Below are 18,952 nucleotides of genomic sequence, written 5' to 3' on the forward strand. Positions count from 1 at the left end.
GGGAGACACCATGCAGAGTCCGCTTTTCGCCTTCAACGACTCGCAGTCCCAGGAGCGCTACAGCCTGCAGAACAAGCAGATGCTGCGCGTCACCCTGGAGGGCCACGACGACATCCTGGCCCGCAAGGGCACCATGGTCGCCTACCAGGGGCTCGTCGAGTTCGACGCCGAGTACCAGAGCAACAACCAGCGACGCGCGCGTGCGCACACCGGCGAGGGCCTCAGCCTGATGCGCTGCCACGGGCAGGGCACGGTCTACTTCGCCAACCTCGCGCAGCACATCCATGTGGTGGACGTGGAGCAGGACGGCCTGACCGTGGACAGCAGCTACGTCCTCGCGATGGACTCCTCACTGCACCACGAGGTGATCGCCGTCGACAGCCTCTACGGCATCTCCGGCTCGGGGAAGTACCAGCTGAACATCACCGGCCGCGGCAAGGTCGCCCTGATGACCTCGGGTGCGCCGCTGATGATGCAGGTCACGCCCGACAAGTACGTCAACTGCGACGCCGATGCGATCGTCGCCTGGTCGACCGGGCTGCGCGTCCAGATGCAGGCCCAGACGCACTCCTCGGGCGTGTGGCGGCGCCGCGGCAACACCGGTGAGGGCTGGGAGCTCAGCTTCATGGGCAGCGGCTACGCGCTGGTCCAGCCGAGCGAGCTGCTGCCACCGCAGAACGCCCAGATCGGATCGGGCCTCGCCGCGCAGTACGGCATGGGGCAGCACGGGGCGCGGGCGCAGAACCAGGGGAACGTCTGGAGCTGAGCGTCCAGGAAACAGACGTAAGGGGCGCCCGCTGCTGCGGGCGCCCCTTACAGCTTCACAGCCTGGCGCGCGTCGATTCGAGCAGACGTACGACGGACTCGTCGGCGACGTCCGCGACCTCGCCGTAGGGGAACCACCGGACGTCCAGCGACTCGTCGCTGATCGTGACGTCCGCCTCGGGCGGTGCCAGGACGGCGTACTGCACGTCGAGGTGCCAGTGGCACGGCGCCGGGATGGGGTGCCGGTCCAGGCGGACCGGGCCGCCCGGCAGCAGCGTCAGCCCCGTGACACCGGACTCCTCCGTCGCCTCCCGCAGGGCCGCCGACTCCAGCGACGTGTCCTGCGGCTCGCAGTGGCCGCCCATCTGCAGCCACATCCGCAGCTTGCGGTGCAGTGTCAGCAGGACGCGCTCGCGCGAGGGGTCGACCACCAGGGCGCTCGCCGTGAGGTGACCCGCGTGGCACGCCTTCCACAGGCCGTCCGGGTGTGCCGCGAGGTGGTCCAGATAGGTCTGGCGCAGCTCTTCCTGGTCCTCGTACCCCTTCAGGACGAGAACCGCGTCGTCGTACAGGCTCACTCGGTGTCGTCGCCCTTGTCGTCGTCCTGGGCAGCGTCGTCCTTCTTCAGGTTCGGCTTCGCCCCGGAGCCGCCGCCCGCCGCCTCGCCGAGCATCTTGTCCAGCTCGGAGAAGTCCAGCTGCTCGCGGTGCACGAAGCCGTCCGGGTCGTCCAGGTCGGAGGCCGTCGGAAGCATGTCCGGGTGCGACCACAGGGCGTCCCGGCCGTCCACCCCGCGCGCGTCCGTGAGCGAGGCCCACAGGCGGGAGGCGTCCCGCAGGCGGCGCGGGCGCAGCTCCAGGCCGATCAGCGTGGCGAACGTCTGCTCCGCCGGGCCGCCCGTCGCACGGCGTCGGCGCAGGGTCTCACGCAGCGCGTCCGCGGACGAAAGACGCGGCTTCGCCGCCGCGTGCACCACCGCGTCCACCCAGCCCTCGACGAGCGCCAGGGCCGTCTCCAGACGGGCCAGGGCCGCCTTCTGCTCCGGGGTGTCCTCCGGCTGGAACATGCCCTGCTGCAGGGCGTCCTGCAGCTGCTCGGGGTTCTGCGGGTCGAACTGGCCGACCACGTCCTCCAGCTTGGCCGTGTCGACCTTGATCCCGCGCGCATACCCGTCGACCGCGCCGAACAGGTGCGAGCGCAGCCACGGCACATGCGCGAACAGGCGCTGGTGGGCGGCCTCGCGCAGCGCCAGATACAGCCGCACCTCCTCCTTCGGCACACCCAGGTCCTTGCCGAACGCCTCGACGTTCACCGGCAGCAGCGCGGCCTTGCCGACCGGGCCGAGCGGCAGGCCGATGTCGGTGGAACCGACGACCTCGCCCGCGAGCACCCCGACGGCCTGCCCGATCTGCGTGCCGAACATCGCGCCGCCCATGGAGCGCATCATGCCGATCAGCGGGCCCGCCATGGCCTGCATCTCCTCCGGCAGGACATCGCCCATCGCCGCGCCGACCCGCTCGGCGACCGGGTCGACGAGTTCCTGCCACGCGGGCAGCGTCGCCTCGACCCACTCCGCGCGCGACCACGCCACCGCCGAGCCGGCACCGGACGGCAGCGACGTCGCGTCGTCCAGCCACAGGTCGGCCAGGCGGACGGCCTCCTCGACCGCGGTGCGCTCGGCGGCGCCGACACTCGCGTCCTTGGTGCCGTCAGCGGTGCCCTGGGAGACCGTCTGGCGGGCGATCTGCTTGGCCATCTCCCAGTTCACCGGGCCGCCCTCGTAGGAGAGCATCTGGCCCAGCTGCTGGAAGGCGGCGCCCAGGTCGGTGGGGTTCAGCGAACCGAACATGGCAGCGAGCGGATTGTCCGCACCGGGGCCGCCGAAGCCTCCGGCCCCCGGCAGCCCGCCGAAACCGAACGGGTTGGCCGGTCCCTGACCACCACCGCTCTGCTGGTCCTTCTTCTTGCCCTCGTCGCCGTCTTCCGGCTCCTCCGGCGGAAGGCCGAATCCGAATGGGGTGTCACTCACGGGATTCCTCGGCTGGTAAGGCCGCCGGGTTTCCTCCGACGGCACGGCTGCCCGATAACACCACCCAGCGTAGACACCATGGGCGGTTCGGGCCTCGGTGCTTCGCCGACTCTCGGCCTGCGGCAGGATGGATGCCACCTGGTACGGACGCGTCACTCGCGTTCGTACTGAAGACAACCGCTGGAGACGCCCGGTGAGTTCCCCAGATCCGCAGGTTCGCGCAGCGCGAAACGAGTCAACCAGTTCCGCCACGCGCGGGCCCGTCGTCGCGGTCACCGGCGCCGCCTCCGGCATCGGCGCACTGCTCACCGAACGGCTCGTCGCCTCCGACGAGATCAAGCAGGTCATCGCGATCGACGAGCGGCGCGGCGAGTGCGCGGGGGCGCAGTGGCACATCCTGGACGTACGGGATCCGGCCATCGCGGACAAGCTGCGGGGCGCCGACGTGGTGGTGCACCTGGCGCTCGATCTGGATCTGGAGACCGATCCCGCCGCCCGTACGGCCTACAACGTACGCGGGACGCAGACCGTGCTGACCGCGGCCGCCGCGGCCGGAGTCCACCGGGTCGTGCTGTGCACGTCCGCCATGGTGTACGGGGCGCTCCCGGACAACGAGCTGCCCCTGTCCGAGGACGCGGAGCTGCGGGCCACGGCCGAGGCCACCGGCGTCGGTGACCTCCTGGAGATCGAGCGGCTCGCCCGGCGCGCGCCGCGCGCGCATCCGGGGCTCAACGTCACCGTCGTACGGCCCACGGTGCTCGTCGGAGGCACCGACACCGCGCTGACCAGGTACTTCGAGTCGCCCCGGCTGCTCGTGGTCGCCGGGTCGCGGCCCGCCTGGCAGTTCTGCCACGTCGAGGACCTGTGCAGCGCCCTGGAGTACGCCGTCCTGGAGAAGGTCGAAGGGGAACTCACGGTGGGCTGCGACGGCTGGCTGGAACAGGAGGAGGTCGAGGAGCTCAGCGGCATCCGGCGGATGGAGCTGCCGTCGGCCGTCGCCCTGGGTGCGGCGGCCCGGCTGCACCGGATCGGCCTGACACCGTCCCCGGCCGGGGACCTGGCGTACACGATGTACCCCTGGGTGGTCAGCGGAAGCCGGCTGCACGACGCGGGCTGGCGGCCGCAGTGGACCAACGAGGAAGTGCTCGCCGAGCTCCTTGAGGAGGTCTCCGGCAGGCACACCGTCGCCGGCCGCCGCCTCGGCCGCAAGGACGCGACGGCGGCCGGAGCGGCGGGCGCGACGGTGGCGCTGCTGGGCGCGGCGGCCGTGGTGCGCAGGGCCCGGAAGGCCCGCCGCCGGATCTGAGAGCGAACCTTGTAGGAGACTCCAAGACCGCACACGCGCGTGCCGGGTGAAACGTCTGTTCCTGGTTGTCAGCGGTGTGCGGCACGATGGAGGCATGGCACCCACCAACGACCATCCCGGCGAGCAGGCCGCGCAGGACCCCATCAAGCTGATCGCCGTCCGGGAGACCGCGCTCTCCCTGGACGAGGTCTTCCAGGCCGTCGGGGACGACGCCGCGGGCGGGACCGCGCTGTTCGTGGGGACCGTGCGGAACCACGACGGGGGAGCCGATGTGGACCGGCTCGGCTATTCGTGCCACCCCAGCGCCGAGGCCGAGATGCGGCGGATCGCCGAGAAGGTCGTGGCCGGATACCCGGTGCGGGCCCTGGCCGCCGTGCACCGCATCGGTGACCTGGCCGTCGGGGATCTCGCCGTCGTCGTCGCCGTGTCCTGTCCGCACCGGGGCGAGGCCTTCGAGGCCTGCCGGAAGCTGATCGACGACCTCAAGCACGAGGTGCCGATCTGGAAGCACCAGACCTTCTCGGACGGAACAGACGAATGGGTCGGCGCGTAGCGCCGTCGTCGAGGGGTGGTGGTCGGGCGACGGGACGGCGGGTGGGGGTCTGCTGAACCTCCTGCGCCACGCCCGGGTTGCGTAACTGCACCCCTGGCGTCAGCGTTCTCAGTGTGACTGGTTAATCTGCTGATCAGTCAGTTCTTGCGGTCGCTCACTGGGGTCGGGAGGTCGGCATGGGGGCGCTCCTGTGGTTGTTGATTCCGCTCATGGCAGCGATCGGAGCCGGTCTGTGGGGCAGTTGGGCCAACCGGACCCGCAAGGTCCGCGGCGACGGGCCCGAGCTCGACGGCTACGCCCGCTTCCGTGAGGCCATGGAGAAGCCGCCCTCCCGTACGTGACATGACAGAGCGGGGGCTGACGGTGCGCTGACAGGACCTTCCCGTACTGTCTTGGCATGCCACGCCGCACCGCGACGATGCTCGCCTCCACCCTGATGCTGATCGCGCTCCTGTGCGCGGGAGTCTTCATTCCCGTGCCGTACTCGGAGATGTCCCCGGGACCCACGGTCAACACGCTCGGGGAGCACGACGGCGAGCCGGTGCTGCAGATCTCCGGGCGCAAGACCTACCCGGCCGACGGCCACCTGAACATGACGACCGTGCGGGTGACCAGCGCCGACTACAAGATGAACCTCGTCGAGGCCGTCTACGGCTGGCTGGCCCACGACAGCAAGGTCGTGCCGCACGACACGCTCTACCCGGACGGCAAGACCGAACAGCAGTCCACCCAGGAGAACGCCGAGGAGTTCAGCCAGTCCCAGGAGAGCGCCAAGGTCGCAGCCCTGAAGGAACTCGGCATCCCGGTGCAGAGCTGGGTGATCGTCTCGACCGTGGTCAAGGGCTCCCCGGCGCAGGGCCGGCTGCACGCCGGAGACGTGATCAAGGCCGTCGACGGTACGGCCGTGAAGCAGCCCTCCGACGTCGCCAAGCTGGTGACCAGGCACCAGCCCGGCGAGAAGGTCGACTTCACGATCGTGCCGGCGAAAGAGCAGGCCGCCGCCGAGAAGAAGAACACGACGGCGACCACGACCCAGGACGTCACGATCACGACGACCACCTCCGACGACAGCGGCAAGAAGCGCGCCATCGTCGGGATCTCCGCGGGGACCGATCACACCTTCCCGTTCACCATCGACATCAAGCTCGCCGACGTCGGCGGTCCGAGCGCCGGTCTGATGTTCGCGCTCGGCATCTACGACAAGCTCACCCCGGGCGACCTGACCGGCGGCAAGTTCGTGGCCGGCACCGGCACGATCGACGACAACGGCAAGGTCGGGCCGATCGGCGGCATCGAGATGAAGACGGTCGGCGCACGCGACAAGGGCGCCCAGTACTTCCTGACGCCGGCCGACAACTGCAAGGCCGCCGCCAAGGACACCCCGAGCGGCCTCACCCTGGTCAAGGTGAGCACCATCGAGGACGCCCTCGGCGCGCTGAAGGACATCCGCACCGGAAAGACGTCCGACCTGCCGAAGTGCACGACCAAGTAGCCCGAAGGGCTACGGCGGCCTACTCCTCGAAGGTCGCGGCCAGGGCCTGCGCCAGGCCCGGCACCAGGTCGGAGCCCGTGAGGACCTCCGTCGGCGTGTCCTTCTCGCGCAGCCGCAGCGCCGAGTCACGGGCGCCGTCACGCAGCACCGCCACCGTCATCCGGACCTCCTGACGGTCCGGGTGCCCGGCCACCCACTTCGCCAGCCCCGCCTCGTCCAGCCCCTCGGGGACCTGGGACTCGGCGGACGGCGGCAGCATCAGCCGCTCCACCGTGAGCGCGCAGCCGGCCACCGCGTCGGGCCAGGCGATCGTCGCGAGGAACTCGTCCAGCGGCTTGCCGGCCGGGATCTCGTCCTGCTCGACCGGGGTGAGCCCGGTGCTGTCGGGTTCGTCCGCAAGGCCCAGCTGGGCCGCGAGCGCGGGCTCCTGGGACCGCAGCCGAGCGGTGTCTACGAGGGCGAAGAGGCGGGCGGGCTGGTCCCAGCCGAGGCCGGAGGCGTACTCGTCGATCTCGAGTACGGCCCGGGTGAGCGGGCTCGCTGCCATGGGAGTGTTGGACATGGTCACAATCCTGCCTCGTTCATGGCCGGAATCGGGAACCGAGTAAACGGTGAGTAAGTTGCATAGGTGTGGGCCCGCGATCACGGGGGGCCACGGAGGGGCTCACGAACACGCGGGGGCCTGACGAACCGACAGCGACTTCGAGGTGCGCACCTTGGCTTTCCAGATGCCGGACCGCGGCGGAGGCCCGACGGGGCCACGGATCAGAGTGGGCCGCCCGTCCCGGCGAGTCCGGACCCTGCTGATGACGCTGGGCGTCCTTGCCGTCCTCGGCATGGCGTTCACCATGTTCGCGGGCTTCTGGACGGACTGGCTCTGGTACCGCTCCGTGAAGTACTCGTCCGTCTTCACCACCACCCTGTGGACCAAGATCGGACTGTTCTTCGTCTTCGGTCTGCTGATGGCCCTCGCGGTCGGCTTCAACGTCTGGCTGGCGCACCGGCTGCGGCCGCCGCTGAGCGCCATGTCCATGGAGCAGCAGAGCCTGGACCGCTACCGGATGGGCATCGCCCCGTACAAGACCTGGCTGCTGCTCGGGATCACCGCCCTGGTCGGTCTGATCGCCGGCGCCTCGGCGTCGAGCCAGTGGCGCACCTGGCTGATGTGGGTCAACGGCGTGCCCTTCCACCAGAAGGACCCGCAGTTCCACCTCGACGTCTCCTTCTACGCCTTCGACCTGCCCTGGTACCGCTTCCTGCTCGGCTTCGGCTTCGCGGCCGCGATCCTCTCCCTGATCGCCGCCGCGCTCACCCACTACCTGTACGGCGGCCTCAGGATCACCTCCCCGGGCGCGCGCGCCACCGCCGCCGCGACCGGTCATCTCTCGGTGCTGCTCGGCATCTTCGTGGCGCTGAAGGCGGTCGCGTACTGGCTCGACCGGTACGGCCTCGCGGTCAAGTCCAGCGACTTCAAGGCGACGGACAACTGGACGGGCCTCAGGTACGTCGACGCGAACGCCTATCTGCCCGCGAAGACCATCCTGTTCTGCATCGCCGTCATCTGCGCGCTGCTGTTCTTCGCCACCCTGTGGCGCCGCACCTGGCAGCTGCCCGTGATCGGCTTCGGCCTCATGGTGCTCTCGGCGATCCTCATCGGCGGGCTCTACCCCGCGATCGTCCAGAAGTTCCAGGTCCAGCCCAACGAGCAGGCCAAGGAAGCGCCGTACGTACAGAAGAACCTCAAGGCGACACGTGAGGCGTACGGCATCGACGACACCAAGGTGACCGACTACTCGGGGACGAGCACCACCCAGGACAAGTCGAAGCTGCGCGACGGCGTCGACGACGCGGCGAGCATCCGCATCCTGGACCCCAACATCGTCTCGCCGACCTTCCAGCAGCTCCAACAGATCAGGAACTACTACGCGTTCCCGAACAACCTGGACGTCGACCGCTACAGCAAGGACGGCAAGGAGCAGGACACCGTCATCGGTCTGCGTGAGCTGAACCTCAACGGCATTCCGAAGAACAACTGGATCAACGACCACTTCCGCTACACCCATGGCTACGGTGTGGTCGCCGCCAAGGGCACCGAGGTCCAGGACGGCCAGCCCGTCTTCACCGAGTCGGACCTGCCGTCCACGGGTGACCTCGGGAAGTACAAGCAGCAGATCTACTACGGCGAGAAGACCACCACCTACTCGATCGTCGGTGGTCCCCAGCAGGAGATCGACTACTCCGACGACAGCGGCGAGAAGACCACCAGCTACAAGGGCAACAGCGGCGTCAACCTCGCCAACCCGGTCAACCGGGCCGCCTACGCGGTCGCGTTCAACGAGCCGCAGATCCTCTACTCCGGGGCGATCGGCAAGGGTTCGCGGATCCTGTACAACCGCACCCCCAAGGAGCGCGTCGAGGCGGTGGCGCCCTGGCTGACCATCGACGGCGACGCCTATCCGGCGGTGGTGGACGGCCGTATCCAGTGGATCGTCGACGCCTACACGACGACGAACGGGTACCCGTACGCCTCCCGGACGACCCTCGGTGACACCACCGCCGACTCGCTGACCGCGACCAACACCAACCGCGCGGTGGTGGCCCAGCAGAACCAGGTCAACTACATCCGCAACTCGGTGAAGGCGACCGTCGACGCGTACACCGGCGAGGTCAAGCTCTACCAGTGGGACACCGCGGACCCCGTCCTGAAGACGTGGATGAAGGCGTTCCCGGGCACGGTGAAGCCGAAGCAGGACATCTCGCGCGAGCTGCAGGCCCACTTCCGTTACCCGCAGGACCTGTTCAAGGTCCAGCGCGAGCTGCTCAGCCGCTACCACGTCACGGACGCGCAGACCTTCCTCACCGGCAGCGAGGTGTGGCAGGTGCCGGACGACCCGACCAACAAGTCGGGCAACGCGGTGCCGCCGTACTACCTGAGCATGAAGATGCCCGGCCAGTCCTCGCAGGCGTTCTCGCTGACGACGACCTTCACGCCGAACGGACGGGACAACCTCAGTGCGTTCATGGCGGTCGACGCCGATGCGAGCACCAGTGACTACGGCAAGATCAGAATCCTGAAACTGCCGACGAGCACGACCGTCGACGGACCCAAACAGGTACAGAGCAAGTTCAACTCCGAACAGAACATCGCCGCGGCGATCAAGCTCCTCAAGGGCGGCGACTCCGACATCGAGTACGGCAACCTGCTGACCGTGCCGCTCGACGGAGGACTGCTCTACGTGGAGCCGGTCTACGTACGCGGTGGTGGACTCAAATACCCCCTGCTGCGCAAGGTGTTGGTGACCTACGGAGGCAACACCGCCTTCGAGGACACCCTGGGCCAGGCCCTCGACAAGGTCTTCGGAGCGGAGAGTTCAACCACACCGCCGTCGGACACGGGGACGAACCCACCGCCGGCGTCGAGCAATCCGACGGTCCAACAGGCGCTGGACGACGCCCAGAAGGCCTTCGACGCCGGCCAGGAAGCCCTCAAGAAGGGCGACTGGCAGGCGTACGGCGAGGCCCAGAAGGACCTCCAGGACGCCCTCAAGCGGGCCGAGGACGCGCAGTCCAAGGCCGGCAAGGCGAGCGGCGGCGGCAACAAGAGCAGCAGCAGCCCCAGCCCGAGCGGCAGTCCGAGCCCCAGCGGCAGCTCCGGCAGCGGCTGATCATGTCCACCCCGCGTCGTGGTACGGTTGCCACACAACGACGCGGGGTGGAGCAGCTCGGTAGCTCGCTGGGCTCATAACCCAGAGGTCGCAGGTTCAAATCCTGTCCCCGCTACTGCAGTCGAAGGCCCGGATCCTCAAGGATCCGGGCCTTCGTGATGTGCGAACGCATGTGCCGGTCAGGGGGATCGTCATGCCGCCTCCGGGAGTTGGGTGAACTGTGTTTGACTTGTCTCTCTGTGGGCATGTCGACAAAACGCTGAAGTGACCTCACTGGCTGCGGTATACCAGGTGTACCCGGGTTGCAGGTGGTGCGACGATGGACGTTATGGGGGACAAGGCAACTCTGTTCGAGACAGGGCGATTTGTGCAGCCTTCCGAACCGGGCGAAGCCGGGGAGGTGGCTGAGGAGGCCGTCGAGGAACTTCGCCGGCGGCTCGCCGCCGAGGCCGGCGACGTCGAGGCGATGAGCGTCCTCGGGGCCATGCTGCTGCGCCGTGGTGATCTCGACGGAGCCGAGCCCCATCTGCGTGCCGCCACCGCCGCGGGCGACCGTGCCGCCGCCAACAACCTGGGGGTCCTTCTCCACCAGCGCGGATACGCCGACGACGCTGCCGGCTGGTGGCGGATCGCCGCCGTCGCCGGGTCCGCGGCCGCCGCGCACGCGCTCGGGCGTCATCACCGGGAGCGCGGGGACGAGCCCGCCGCCGAGTACTGGCTGCGGCAGTCCGCCGAACAGGGGCACGCCCTGGGCGCCTACGCGCTCGCCGACCTGCTGGAGCACCGCGGGGACGCCGGAGCCGAGGACTGGATGCGGGCCGCGGCGGAGCGCGGGCACCGGGAGGCGGCCTACCGCCTGGCCCGAGCACTCGACCGCAGGGCGGCCCGCCAGGGCGAGGACGGGGCTGACAACGGTGTCGAACTGCTGGCCCAGGCCGAGCAGTTCTACCGGCAGGCCGCCGCGCGCGGACACCGGCGGGCCGCGCTGCACCTCGGCGCGATCCTGGAGAAGCGCGGTGAGCTCAAGGAGGCCGGGCGCTGGTATCTGACCTCCGCCAAGGACGGCGAGGCGCGCGCCGCCTGCGCGCTCGGGTTCCTGCTGCGGGACGCAGGCGACACCGAGAGCGCTGCCGTGTGGTGGCTCAGGGCCGCCCAGGACGGGGACGGCAACGCCGCCAACGCCCTCGGTGCCCTGCACGCCCAGCGGGGGGAGACGCAGACCGCCGAGCGCTGGTACCGGGCCGCGATGGACGCCGGTGACGACAACGGCGCCTACAACCTAGGGCTGCTCTGCGCCGAGCAGGGGCGGACCGCACAGGCCGAGCAGTGGTACCGCCGGGCCGCCTACGCCGGGCACCGCGAGGCGGCGAACGCCCTGGCGATCCTGCTGCTGCAGGGCGGCGACACGACGGGCGCCGAGCCGTGGTTCTCCAAGGCCGCGGAGGCCGGGAGCGTGGACGCCGCGTTCAACCTGGGGATCCTGCACGCGGGGCGGGCCGAGGACGACGTCGCGCTGCTCTGGTACGAGCGTGCCGCGGCCGCCGGGCACACCGAAGCGGCGCTGCAGGTCGGCATCGCGCGGCTGCGGGACGGGGACGAGCGGGCGGCGGAGCGGCATCTGCGCTGTGCGGCGGGAGGCGGCAGCGCGGAGGCCGCGTACCGGCTGGCGACCGTCCTGGACGCCCGGCGCCCGCCTGCGCCGGCGCATGAGCTCGGGGAGTCCGTGCACGAGAAGACCGAGTGCGAGGAGTGGTACGAGCGCGCGGCCTCCCAGGGGCACCGGCGGGCGCAGGTACGGGTCGGGATGATGGCCGCCGCCCGCGGGGACGTGGTGGAGGCGGCGCGCTGGTACCGCGCGGCCGCCGAGGCCGGGTCCCGCAACGGCGCCTTCAACCTCGGGCTGCTGCTGGCCCGCGAGGGGAGCGAGCCGGAGGCGGCCGTGTGGTGGACGCGGGCCGCCGACGCGGGGCACGGGCGGGCGGCGCTGCGGCTGGCCCTGGTCTACGCGCGTCGGGGCGAGCTGGCGGAAGGGCAGCGGTGGGCGGACCGGGCGGTGACGCTTGGGCCGGCGGAAGTGTCCAAGCGGGCGGCGCGGCTGCGGGACGCCCTGCTGGAGGAGTTGTCGGCGTAGTGCTCCGCGGTGGGCCGGCCGCCCGGAGGCTGCGCCCCCAGGCCCCCTTCGGCCTGAACGGACTCGTCCTGAAACGCCGGACAGGCTGAAAATCCTGCCCCGGCCGTAAGCGATTTGCCTCTGGTCGCGGGCTTCACGTAGTGTTGCGTTCATCGACGCGGGGTGGAGCAGCTCGGTAGCTCGCTGGGCTCATAACCCAGAGGTCGCAGGTTCAAATCCTGTCCCCGCTACTGAAGGCCGAGGGCCGGAATCCAGTGAATGGATTCCGGCCCTCGGTGTTTCCGTGCTCTGGGTGTTTCCGCGCTCTGGTGTCGCAGAGGCTGGCTACGCCGCCGCGCAGTTCGGGCAGATGCCGCGGTAGGTGACCTCGACGTCCGAGACGGTGAAGCCGAAGCGCTCCGTGTCGGGGAGGTCGGCGAGCGGGTTGCCGCTCGGGTGGACGTCGCGGATCGCGCCGCACTGGGCGCAGACCAGGTGGTGGTGCGGCCGGTGCGCGTTCGGGTCGTACCGCTTGGCGCGCTTGTCGGTGGAGACCTCGAGCACCTCGCCGAGGGAGACCAGCTCGCCCAGCGTGTTGTAGACGGTCGCGCGGGAGATCTCGGGCAGCTTGGCGACGGCCCGGGAGTGGACCTCGTCGGCGGTCAGATGCACATGCTCGCCGTCGAGGACCTCGGCCACGACGCGCCGCTGCGCGGTCATCCGCCATCCGCGTCCGCGCAGCCGTTCCAGAAGGTCACTCATGCGATCCAGCCTAACAGCAGGGGGACCATTTTCCGAACAGGTGTGAGTTTGGATCGCTGCTGGAGTTGGACTCAGTCCAGCATGACTCCGGTCCCCCCGCGGGGTCAGGCGGGCACGTGCTGCCGTGCCGGTGCCCAGCAGCGGATGATGTCGCGGACCGAGACGATGCCGGCCGGCTCGCCCCGGTCGAGGACGATGAGATGGCGGAAGCCGCCGTGGGCCATGGCGCGGGCCGCCTCCTCCAGAGTCCAGGACGGGGCGGCGAAGACGACGTCGTTGGTGGTGTGGTCGTGGGCGCGCTCGATGTCGGGGCTCTGGCCGAGGCCGACGGAGTTGAGGATGTCGCGTTCGGTGAGGATGCCGATACCGCCGGCGTCCGGGTCGAGGACCAGGGCCGCGCCGACACGGCGGGCGGACATCAGGGCTGCGGCCTGGCGGAGGGTGTGGGCGGGGCCGATGGTCAGAACCACCGTGCTCATGGCGTCGCGGACGAGCATGGACTTCAGCCACCTCCAAAGGAATCCACTTAGTTCAGGGATTCACAAGTTCACAAGTGGGGGGACTTTCAGAGTCGCAGGTAAAGCGGGAGTCAACAAGAGGGCGCGTGCGGCCAATTGAGGGCGCACGCGCTCATCTGTGCTTTTGTGTGAGCGCCTCAGTAGCGTTCGTTGAGGTAGCCCAGCAACTCGTCGTGCAGCAGGCCGTTCGAGGCGGCCGCGTTGCTGCTGTGCGGGCCCGGACGGCCGTCCAGGCCCGTGAAGGTGCCGCCGGCCTCGGTGACGATGATCGTGTTGGCGGCCATGTCCCAGAGGGAGAGCTCCGGCTCGGCGCAGATGTCGACCGAGCCCTCGGCGACCATCATGTACGGCCAGAAGTCGCCGTACGCGCGGGTGCGCCACACCTCGCGGGTCAGGTCCAGGAAGCCGCCCAGCCGGCCCTGGTCCTCCCAGCCGGACAGGGAGGAGTACGCGAACGAGGCGTCCGACAGCTTCGCGACGCGGGAGACCTGCAGACGGGAGGCGGAGGAGAGGCTGCGGCCGGTGAAGGCGCCATGCCCCTTCGCGGCCCACCAGCGGCGGCCCAGAGCGGGCGCGGAGACCACGCCGACCACGGGCTGGAAGCCGGTCTCGCCCGCCTCCATCAGGGAGATCAGGGTGGCCCACACCGGGACACCGCGTACGTAGTTCTTGGTGCCGTCGATCGGGTCCACCACCCAGCGGCGGGGGCCCGTGCCCTCCAGGCCGTACTCCTCGCCGAGGATCGCGTCCCGGGGGCGGGCGCGCTGGAGCTGGCCGCGGATGAGCTCCTCCGCCGCCTTGTCCGCTTCGCTCACCGGGGTCATGTCCGGTTTCGTCTCGACCTTGAGGTCGAGCGCCTTGAAGCGGGACATCGTTGCCGCGTCGGCGGCGTCCGCGAGGACGTGGGCGAAACGGAGATCGTCGAGGTAGTCCGGCATGGAACGAACGCTATCCGGCGAGGTCGTGATGGGGCCACCAGGCCATGCTCACGGTTTGGCGGCAACATGGCCGCCTTCGGGGGTGGGCACACGGTGGCCGAGGGGCGCCCCCGCGTGCGCTCGCGAACCCTTGACAGTGCCCTTGTGCGCGTCAAATCTGGGCGCAGAGCCGCTCGCCCCAGGGAGGCGATGATGCCTGCAGCGCGGGAATCCCTACTGGACGCCGCGTACACGGCGCTGGCGCGCCGACCGTGGTCCGCCGTGCGGATGGTGGACGTCGCCTCGGCCGCCGGAGTGTCCCGGCAGACCCTCTACAACGAGTTCGGCAGCAAGGAGGGGCTCGCCAGGGCGCTCGTGAGAAGGGAGGCGGACGGCTATCTCGCCGGCGTCGAACGTGCGCTCGCGACCCACAGCGACGCCCGGGACCGGCTCACCGCGACCGCCGAATGGACCGCGTCGACGGCGCGCGAGAACGCACTCGTACGGGCCATGCTGACCGGCTGCTGGAGTGAACGGCTGCCCTCGCCGACGCTGTCCGCGGTGCCGTCCTCCTCTGCGGTGCCCGCGCAGCGCCGGGCGGACGGCCCGCTGCCGTCGCCCGGCGACTTCGTGGCGATCGTCCGGGACCGGGCCGTGGCGGTGCTGTCGAAGCCGGGGGCGGTCAAGTCGGACACGGCGGAGCTGGCGCGCTCCTGCGAGCTGGTGGTGCGCCTCGCCCTGTCCTGCGTGGCGGCGCCGCCGGGGGAGGGCGGGGTGGCGGACCTGGTCCGCACGGCCCTGCCCCGGCAGGCGGTGTGACGGTTGCGCAGGAAAGCCGCGCGCGCGTTGCCCAAGTGACCGGTCCCGACGCCGACTTCGGCGGGCGAGCGGTGGCACGGGGGCGACCGCACGCTGGGGGAAGGGCAGTTGACGCGGACCGACATGCGGTCCGCGGCCGCCAGGAGTCGTCCACGTCGCCTAGTAGTGCTTCGTTACGTTGGGTGATCTCGCCTGGTGGCGGGCATCTACCAGGCATGAGGCTGGGGAAGTGGAACGGCTGCGGGGTGAGTTATCGCAGTTCGTGGCCGATGTGTTCAGTTCGCTGCCGTGGCGGGATCAACGGCGGTGGGGCGAGTGCTATCTGCGAGGTCTGATGCTGGACGGCCGCCGGAAGTCGATCCAGCCGATGGCCGAGCGGTTGCCGGACGGCACTATGCAGGCCTTGCACTACTAGTGGGCGGACCCGGAGAGCTGGAGGCCGATCACGCCCACGATGACCAGGCTGATCGAGACGAGCTTCAGCATCGACACCAGGTCGCCGAGGAAGATCATGCCGTAGATCGCGGTGCCCGCCGCGCCGATGCCGGTCCACACCGCGTAGGCGGGGCCGACGTCCAGCTTCCTCAGGGAGAGCGTGAGGAGGCCGAAGCTGCCCAGGGCGAAGGCGCAGAACGCGATCGTCGGCCACAGGCGGGTGAAACCGTGGGAGAGCTTGAGGCACACGGCGAAACCCGTCTCGAGCAATCCGGCCACCACTACCAGCAGCCACGCCATGTGCTGTCCTCCCGTATGTCCGGCTCGGTGCGATTATGCACTTACCGGGTCGGCGGCCCCACAAACACCGCGGAGGTCAGTCGCCCTCCTTGTGTTCCCGCGTGGCCAGCAGCCGGCGCAGCGAATACAGCCGGGCGGGGTCCGCGTGGCCCTCGGCCACCCACTGGTCCAGCGCGCAGTCCGGTTCGTCGTGACTGCAGGCGCGCGGGCAGCCCTCCGTGCCCGGTTCCAGGTCGGGGAAGGCGTGGATGACGCGGGACGGGTCGATGTGGGCGAGGCCGAAGGACCGCACGCCCGGCGTGTCGATCACCCAGCCGTGGTCGCCGCTGAGCGGGAGCGCCAGCGCGGAGGTGGTGGTGTGGCGGCCGCGGCCGGTCACCGCGTTCACATGGCCCGTCAGCCGCCGCCGGTCCTCCGGGACCAGCGCGTTGACCAGCGTCGTCTTGCCGACGCCCGAGTGGCCGACGAACGCCGTGACCCTGCCGTCGAGTTGCTCGCGCACCCGGGCCGCCGCGTCACCGTTCTCCAGCTCCTCACGGCTGATGACGACATAGGGGATGTCCAGATCGCCGTAGAGCTCCAGGAGCTTGTCGGGCGGGGCGAGGTCCGACTTGGTCATGACCAGGAGGGGTTCCAGGCCGCCGTCGTAGGCCGCGACCAGGCAGCGGTCGATCAGACGCGGTCGGGGTTCCGGGTCGGCCAGGGCGGTGACGATGGCGAGCTGGTCGGCGTTGGCGACGACCACGCGCTCGTACGGGTCGTCGTCATCGGCGGTGCGGCGCAGCACCGAGGTGCGCTCCTCGATGCGGACGATGCGCGCCAGGGTGTCCTTCCTGCCGGACAGGTCGCCGACGAGCGCCACCCGGTCGCCGACGATCGCCGCCTTCCGGCCGAGTTCGCGGGCCTTCATCGCCAGCACGATCCGGTCCTCGACCAGGCAGGTCAGTCGGCCCCGGTCGACGGTGAGGACCATGCCCTCGGCGGCGTCCTCGTGCTTGGGCCGGATGTTGGTGCGCGGCCGGTTGCCCTTGCGGTTCGGGCGGCTGCGGATGTCGTCCTCGTCGGTGTGCTTGCCGTAGCGGCGCATGACTGGTCCTTGCCGTCCTCTACGCCCCGAGCATCCCGGCCCACATGTCGGGGAAGTCCGGCAGGGTCTTCGCCGTCGTCGCCACGTTCTCGATCTGCACGCCCTCGACCGCGAGGCCGATGATCGCGCCGGCCGTCGCCATACGGTGGTCCTCGTACGTGTGGAAGATCCCGCCGTGCAGCTTGCGCGGCCGGATGTGGAGGCCGTCGGCGGTCTCGGTGACGTCACCGCCGAGCTCGTTGATCTCCTTGGTGAGCGCGGCCAGCCGGTCCGTCTCGTGCAGCCGCAGATGGGCCACGCCGCGGAGGGTGGAGGGGGAGTCCGCGAGCGCCGCGACCGCGGCGATGCCCGGGGTCAGCTCGCCGACCTCGCTGAGGTCCACGTCGATACCGCGGATGGCGCCCGAACCGCTGAACTCGAGCCCGTACTCGGTCAGTTCGCAGGAACCGCCCATGTCGGTGAAGATCTCCCGCAGCTTGTCGCCGGGCTGCGTGGTGCGGGACGGCCAGTCGGGGATCACGACCTTGCCGCCGGTCACCAGGGCGGCCGCCAGGAACGGCTGCGCGTTGGACAGGTCGGGCTCGATGGTCAGGTCCCGGCCGAGCAGCGCGCCCGGCGTCACCCGCCACACATCGGGCTCGCCGCCCGACTCCGGGGTGTCCACCTGCGCGCCGACCGCGCGCAGCATGTCGACGGTCATACGGATGTGCGGCAGGGAGGGCAGGGAGCTGCCGATGTGACGGACCTCCACGCCCTGGTTGAAGCGCGGTCCTGAGAGCAGCAGGGCGCTCACGAACTGGGAGGACGACGAGGCGTCGATCTCCACCGGGCCGCCGTCCAGGGCGCCCCCGCCGTGCACTGTCAGCGGCAGCGCGCCCCGGCCGTCGTCGTCGATCCGGGCACCCAGCACCCGCAGGGCGTCGATGACGCCGTTCAGGGGGCGCTCGTACGACCTCGGGTCGCCGTCGAAGCGGATGGGGCCGTCGGCGAGGGCGGCCACCGGGGGCAGGAAGCGCATCACGGTGCCGGCGTTGCCGACGTCGACGGTGGCCGGGCCGTGCAGGCCCGTCGGGAGCACCCGCCAGGTCTCCCCGGTGCCGTCGGGGCCCACGCCCTCCTCGATGCCTACGCCCATCGCCCGCAGGGCGCCCGCCATCAGGAGGGTGTCGCGGGAGCGGAGGGGGCGGCGCAGCCAGCCCGGTTCGCTGGCGAGAGCCGCGAGCACCAGGGCGCGGTTGGTGACCGACTTGGACCCCGGCACGTGGACCGTCGCGTCGACGGCTCCGCTCGCGAGGGGGGCGGGCCAGAGGGCGGTGTGTGCGGGGTTTGTGGCCATGGGGCCACTTTATAAGCAGGCGGTTCTTCGGGTGCGGCGCCGTGGGGCTGATCGCGCCCCGCGGCGGAGCCGCTGATCGACACAGCCCCGCACCCCTGAGAGCAGCTGGTCACACCTCTAGCAGCCAGCGGCCGCCGCCTATCAATGAGCACAACGACACCGCGTGGAACAGGAACAGCCACAAGCCCGCCGGCACATGTGTCAACCGGGACAGCTGATCCGCGTCCGAGTCCCCGGCACCCCCGCGGCTCCGCTTCGCCTGCAGTTCGAACGCCGGGCGGACCCCTCCGACCAGCAGGAACCACACCACCGCGTACGCGAACGCCGCCTGCACCTGAGGTCCCGCCAGCCACGACACCAGCAGGAACGTGCCTCCCGTCAGCACGACCGTCAGGGCGCCGTACGCGTTGCGGATCATCACCAGCATGGCGATCAGCAGGGCCGTGGCCAGCCACAGCAGCAGGGTGATGTGGCCGACGGCGAGCAGGGCCGCGCCGCCGAGGCCCAGGAGCGGGGGAGCGGTGTAGCCCGCGGCCGCGGTGAGGATCATGCCCAGGCCGTGCGGCTTGCCGCGGCTGACGGTGAGGCCGCTGGTGTCGGAGTGCAGCCGTATGCCCGTCAGCTGTCGGCCCGTGAGCAGGGCGGTCAGACCGTGGCCGCCCTCGTGGGCGATGGTGATGGCGTTGCGCGAGATGCGCCACACGTTGTGCGGGACGACCACGGCCAGCGCGGCGACCAGGGTCGCGATCACCACCCAGAGGTCGGGGTCCGGCTGGCTGCCGGAGACCTGGTCCCAGAGGGAGGCGAGCGAGGCGGATGCGGTGCTGTCCATTGTCGGCGGTGGCTCCCGTAGGTCTC

At 70.4% G+C, this 18,952-nt stretch carries 18 protein-coding genes, 2 tRNA genes and 1 pseudogene; 11 read left to right on the forward strand and 10 right to left on the reverse strand.

Annotation, left to right across the window (positions count from 1 at the left end; all coding sequences use genetic code 11):
- Positions 1-10: 10 nt before the first annotated feature.
- Complete coding sequence (locus ACIBW9_RS22000) at positions 11-766, forward strand: AIM24 family protein (RefSeq protein WP_115906049.1); 756 nt, start codon at positions 11-13, stop codon at positions 764-766.
- Between the two features lie 55 nt (positions 767-821).
- On the opposite strand, the gene ACIBW9_RS22005 is transcribed toward ACIBW9_RS22000, so the two are convergent.
- On the reverse strand, positions 822-1,343 hold the full coding sequence (locus tag ACIBW9_RS22005) for an NUDIX hydrolase (protein ID WP_398957432.1): 522 nt from the start codon (positions 1,341-1,343) through the stop codon (positions 822-824).
- Positions 1,340-2,794: a zinc-dependent metalloprotease gene (locus ACIBW9_RS22010; protein ID WP_398957434.1), complete on the reverse strand. Its 1,455-nt coding sequence runs from the start codon at positions 2,792-2,794 to the stop codon at positions 1,340-1,342. Before ACIBW9_RS22010 ends, ACIBW9_RS22005 begins: the two co-directional genes overlap by 4 nt.
- Positions 2,795-2,987: 193 nt before the next feature.
- On the opposite strand from ACIBW9_RS22010, the gene ACIBW9_RS22015 reads away from it, so the two are divergent.
- The 4 genes from ACIBW9_RS22015 to ACIBW9_RS22030 all read left to right on the forward strand — a co-directional run bounded on the left by ACIBW9_RS22015 (position 2,988) and on the right by ACIBW9_RS22030 (position 6,145).
- Entirely contained in the window at positions 2,988-4,100 is a 1,113-nt protein-coding gene (locus ACIBW9_RS22015) for an SDR family oxidoreductase (protein WP_398957436.1), read from the forward strand.
- Between the two features lie 94 nt (positions 4,101-4,194).
- Positions 4,195-4,653 carry a molybdenum cofactor biosynthesis protein MoaE gene (locus tag ACIBW9_RS22020; protein WP_390693452.1) on the forward strand — a complete coding sequence of 153 codons (459 nt, stop codon included), beginning with the start codon at positions 4,195-4,197 and terminating at the stop codon, positions 4,651-4,653.
- 209 nt (positions 4,654-4,862) lie between these two features.
- Positions 4,863-4,994 (forward strand): hypothetical protein, encoded by a 132-nt coding sequence (locus ACIBW9_RS22025; RefSeq protein WP_398957665.1) that lies wholly within the window; start codon positions 4,863-4,865, stop codon positions 4,992-4,994.
- A 56-nt stretch (positions 4,995-5,050) separates the two neighbouring features.
- Positions 5,051-6,145: a PDZ domain-containing protein gene (locus ACIBW9_RS22030; RefSeq protein ID WP_398957438.1), complete on the forward strand. Its 1,095-nt coding sequence runs from the start codon at positions 5,051-5,053 to the stop codon at positions 6,143-6,145.
- Positions 6,146-6,164: 19 nt separating this feature from the next.
- Here the strand turns inward: ACIBW9_RS22030 and ACIBW9_RS22035 are convergent, their stop codons facing one another.
- Entirely contained in the window at positions 6,165-6,707 is a 543-nt protein-coding gene (locus ACIBW9_RS22035) for a PPA1309 family protein (protein ID WP_398957440.1), read from the reverse strand.
- A 166-nt stretch (positions 6,708-6,873) separates the two neighbouring features.
- Between ACIBW9_RS22035 and ACIBW9_RS22040 the strand changes: the two genes are divergently transcribed.
- The 4 genes from ACIBW9_RS22040 to ACIBW9_RS22055 all read left to right on the forward strand — a co-directional run bounded on the left by ACIBW9_RS22040 (position 6,874) and on the right by ACIBW9_RS22055 (position 12,171).
- Positions 6,874-9,810, forward strand: a complete 2,937-nt coding sequence (locus ACIBW9_RS22040) for a UPF0182 family protein (protein WP_398957659.1) — start codon at positions 6,874-6,876, stop codon at positions 9,808-9,810.
- 41 nt (positions 9,811-9,851) lie between these two features.
- A tRNA-Met gene (locus tag ACIBW9_RS22045) sits at positions 9,852-9,925 on the forward strand.
- A 204-nt stretch (positions 9,926-10,129) separates the two neighbouring features.
- Positions 10,130-11,941, forward strand: coding sequence for a sel1 repeat family protein (locus ACIBW9_RS22050; RefSeq protein WP_398957443.1), 1,812 nt, complete (start codon positions 10,130-10,132; stop codon positions 11,939-11,941).
- Between the two features lie 156 nt (positions 11,942-12,097).
- A tRNA-Met gene (locus ACIBW9_RS22055) sits at positions 12,098-12,171 on the forward strand.
- A 94-nt stretch (positions 12,172-12,265) separates the two neighbouring features.
- On the opposite strand, the gene ACIBW9_RS22060 is transcribed toward ACIBW9_RS22055, so the two are convergent.
- The 3 genes from ACIBW9_RS22060 to hisN all read right to left on the reverse strand — a co-directional run bounded on the left by ACIBW9_RS22060 (position 12,266) and on the right by hisN (position 14,138).
- On the reverse strand, positions 12,266-12,682 hold the full coding sequence (locus tag ACIBW9_RS22060) for a Fur family transcriptional regulator (RefSeq protein ID WP_115906041.1): 417 nt from the start codon (positions 12,680-12,682) through the stop codon (positions 12,266-12,268).
- Positions 12,683-12,786: 104 nt separating this feature from the next.
- Positions 12,787-13,179, reverse strand: coding sequence for a CBS domain-containing protein (locus tag ACIBW9_RS22065; protein WP_344405390.1), 393 nt, complete (start codon positions 13,177-13,179; stop codon positions 12,787-12,789).
- 158 nt (positions 13,180-13,337) lie between these two features.
- Entirely contained in the window at positions 13,338-14,138 is an 801-nt protein-coding gene (gene hisN, locus ACIBW9_RS22070; RefSeq protein ID WP_398957446.1) for a histidinol-phosphatase, read from the reverse strand.
- A gap of 189 nt (positions 14,139-14,327) precedes the next feature.
- Here hisN and ACIBW9_RS22075 point away from each other — a divergent pair, with 189 nt between their 5' ends.
- Both ACIBW9_RS22075 and ACIBW9_RS22080 read left to right on the forward strand, forming a co-directional pair.
- On the forward strand, positions 14,328-14,936 hold the full coding sequence (locus ACIBW9_RS22075; protein ID WP_398957448.1) for a TetR/AcrR family transcriptional regulator: 609 nt from the start codon (positions 14,328-14,330) through the stop codon (positions 14,934-14,936).
- A gap of 178 nt (positions 14,937-15,114) precedes the next feature.
- Positions 15,115-15,342: pseudogene (locus tag ACIBW9_RS22080) on the forward strand (transposase); the annotation flags it as partial.
- A 5-nt stretch (positions 15,343-15,347) separates the two neighbouring features.
- Here the strand turns inward: ACIBW9_RS22080 and ACIBW9_RS22085 are convergent.
- From ACIBW9_RS22085 to ACIBW9_RS22100, 4 genes are all read right to left on the reverse strand, one after another.
- On the reverse strand, positions 15,348-15,671 hold the full coding sequence (locus ACIBW9_RS22085; RefSeq protein WP_344405388.1) for a multidrug efflux SMR transporter: 324 nt from the start codon (positions 15,669-15,671) through the stop codon (positions 15,348-15,350).
- 76 nt (positions 15,672-15,747) lie between these two features.
- Complete coding sequence (gene rsgA / locus ACIBW9_RS22090) at positions 15,748-16,758, reverse strand: ribosome small subunit-dependent GTPase A (protein WP_398957451.1); 1,011 nt, start codon at positions 16,756-16,758, stop codon at positions 15,748-15,750.
- A gap of 19 nt (positions 16,759-16,777) precedes the next feature.
- Positions 16,778-18,094, reverse strand: coding sequence for a 3-phosphoshikimate 1-carboxyvinyltransferase (aroA, locus tag ACIBW9_RS22095; protein WP_398957454.1), 1,317 nt, complete (start codon positions 18,092-18,094; stop codon positions 16,778-16,780).
- A 109-nt stretch (positions 18,095-18,203) separates the two neighbouring features.
- On the reverse strand, positions 18,204-18,926 hold the full coding sequence (locus ACIBW9_RS22100; RefSeq protein ID WP_398957456.1) for a M50 family metallopeptidase: 723 nt from the start codon (positions 18,924-18,926) through the stop codon (positions 18,204-18,206).
- Positions 18,927-18,952 lie beyond the last annotated feature (26 nt).

Origin of the sequence: Streptomyces sp. NPDC049541 (genome assembly GCF_044465725.1) — a bacterium.
In the GTDB taxonomy this organism is placed as follows: Bacteria; Actinomycetota; Actinomycetes; order Streptomycetales; family Streptomycetaceae; genus Streptomyces.

What these genes read in the sequence shown, in the direction of transcription:
- ACIBW9_RS22100 (WP_398957456.1), bottom strand. Translation starts at nt 18,926, where the DNA reads ATGGACAGCACCGCATCCGCCTCGCTCGCCTCCCTCTGGGACCAGGTC.
- ACIBW9_RS22000 (WP_115906049.1), top strand. Translation starts at nt 11, where the DNA reads ATGCAGAGTCCGCTTTTCGCCTTCAACGACTCGCAGTCCCAGGAGCGC.
- ACIBW9_RS22060 (WP_115906041.1), bottom strand. Translation starts at nt 12,682, where the DNA reads ATGAGTGACCTTCTGGAACGGCTGCGCGGACGCGGATGGCGGATGACC.
- ACIBW9_RS22085 (WP_344405388.1), bottom strand. Translation starts at nt 15,671, where the DNA reads ATGGCGTGGCTGCTGGTAGTGGTGGCCGGATTGCTCGAGACGGGTTTC.
- ACIBW9_RS22040 (WP_398957659.1), top strand. Translation starts at nt 6,874, where the DNA reads ATGCCGGACCGCGGCGGAGGCCCGACGGGGCCACGGATCAGAGTGGGC.
- hisN (WP_398957446.1), bottom strand. Translation starts at nt 14,138, where the DNA reads ATGCCGGACTACCTCGACGATCTCCGTTTCGCCCACGTCCTCGCGGAC.
- ACIBW9_RS22065 (WP_344405390.1), bottom strand. Translation starts at nt 13,179, where the DNA reads ATGCTCGTCCGCGACGCCATGAGCACGGTGGTTCTGACCATCGGCCCC.
- ACIBW9_RS22025 (WP_398957665.1), top strand. Translation starts at nt 4,863, where the DNA reads ATGGCAGCGATCGGAGCCGGTCTGTGGGGCAGTTGGGCCAACCGGACC.
- rsgA (WP_398957451.1), bottom strand. Translation starts at nt 16,758, where the DNA reads ATGCGCCGCTACGGCAAGCACACCGACGAGGACGACATCCGCAGCCGC.
- ACIBW9_RS22075 (WP_398957448.1), top strand. Translation starts at nt 14,328, where the DNA reads ATGATGCCTGCAGCGCGGGAATCCCTACTGGACGCCGCGTACACGGCG.
- ACIBW9_RS22030 (WP_398957438.1), top strand. Translation starts at nt 5,051, where the DNA reads ATGCCACGCCGCACCGCGACGATGCTCGCCTCCACCCTGATGCTGATC.
- ACIBW9_RS22020 (WP_390693452.1), top strand. Translation starts at nt 4,195, where the DNA reads ATGGCACCCACCAACGACCATCCCGGCGAGCAGGCCGCGCAGGACCCC.
- ACIBW9_RS22050 (WP_398957443.1), top strand. Translation starts at nt 10,130, where the DNA reads ATGGACGTTATGGGGGACAAGGCAACTCTGTTCGAGACAGGGCGATTT.
- aroA (WP_398957454.1), bottom strand. Translation starts at nt 18,094, where the DNA reads ATGGCCACAAACCCCGCACACACCGCCCTCTGGCCCGCCCCCCTCGCG.
- ACIBW9_RS22035 (WP_398957440.1), bottom strand. Translation starts at nt 6,707, where the DNA reads ATGTCCAACACTCCCATGGCAGCGAGCCCGCTCACCCGGGCCGTACTC.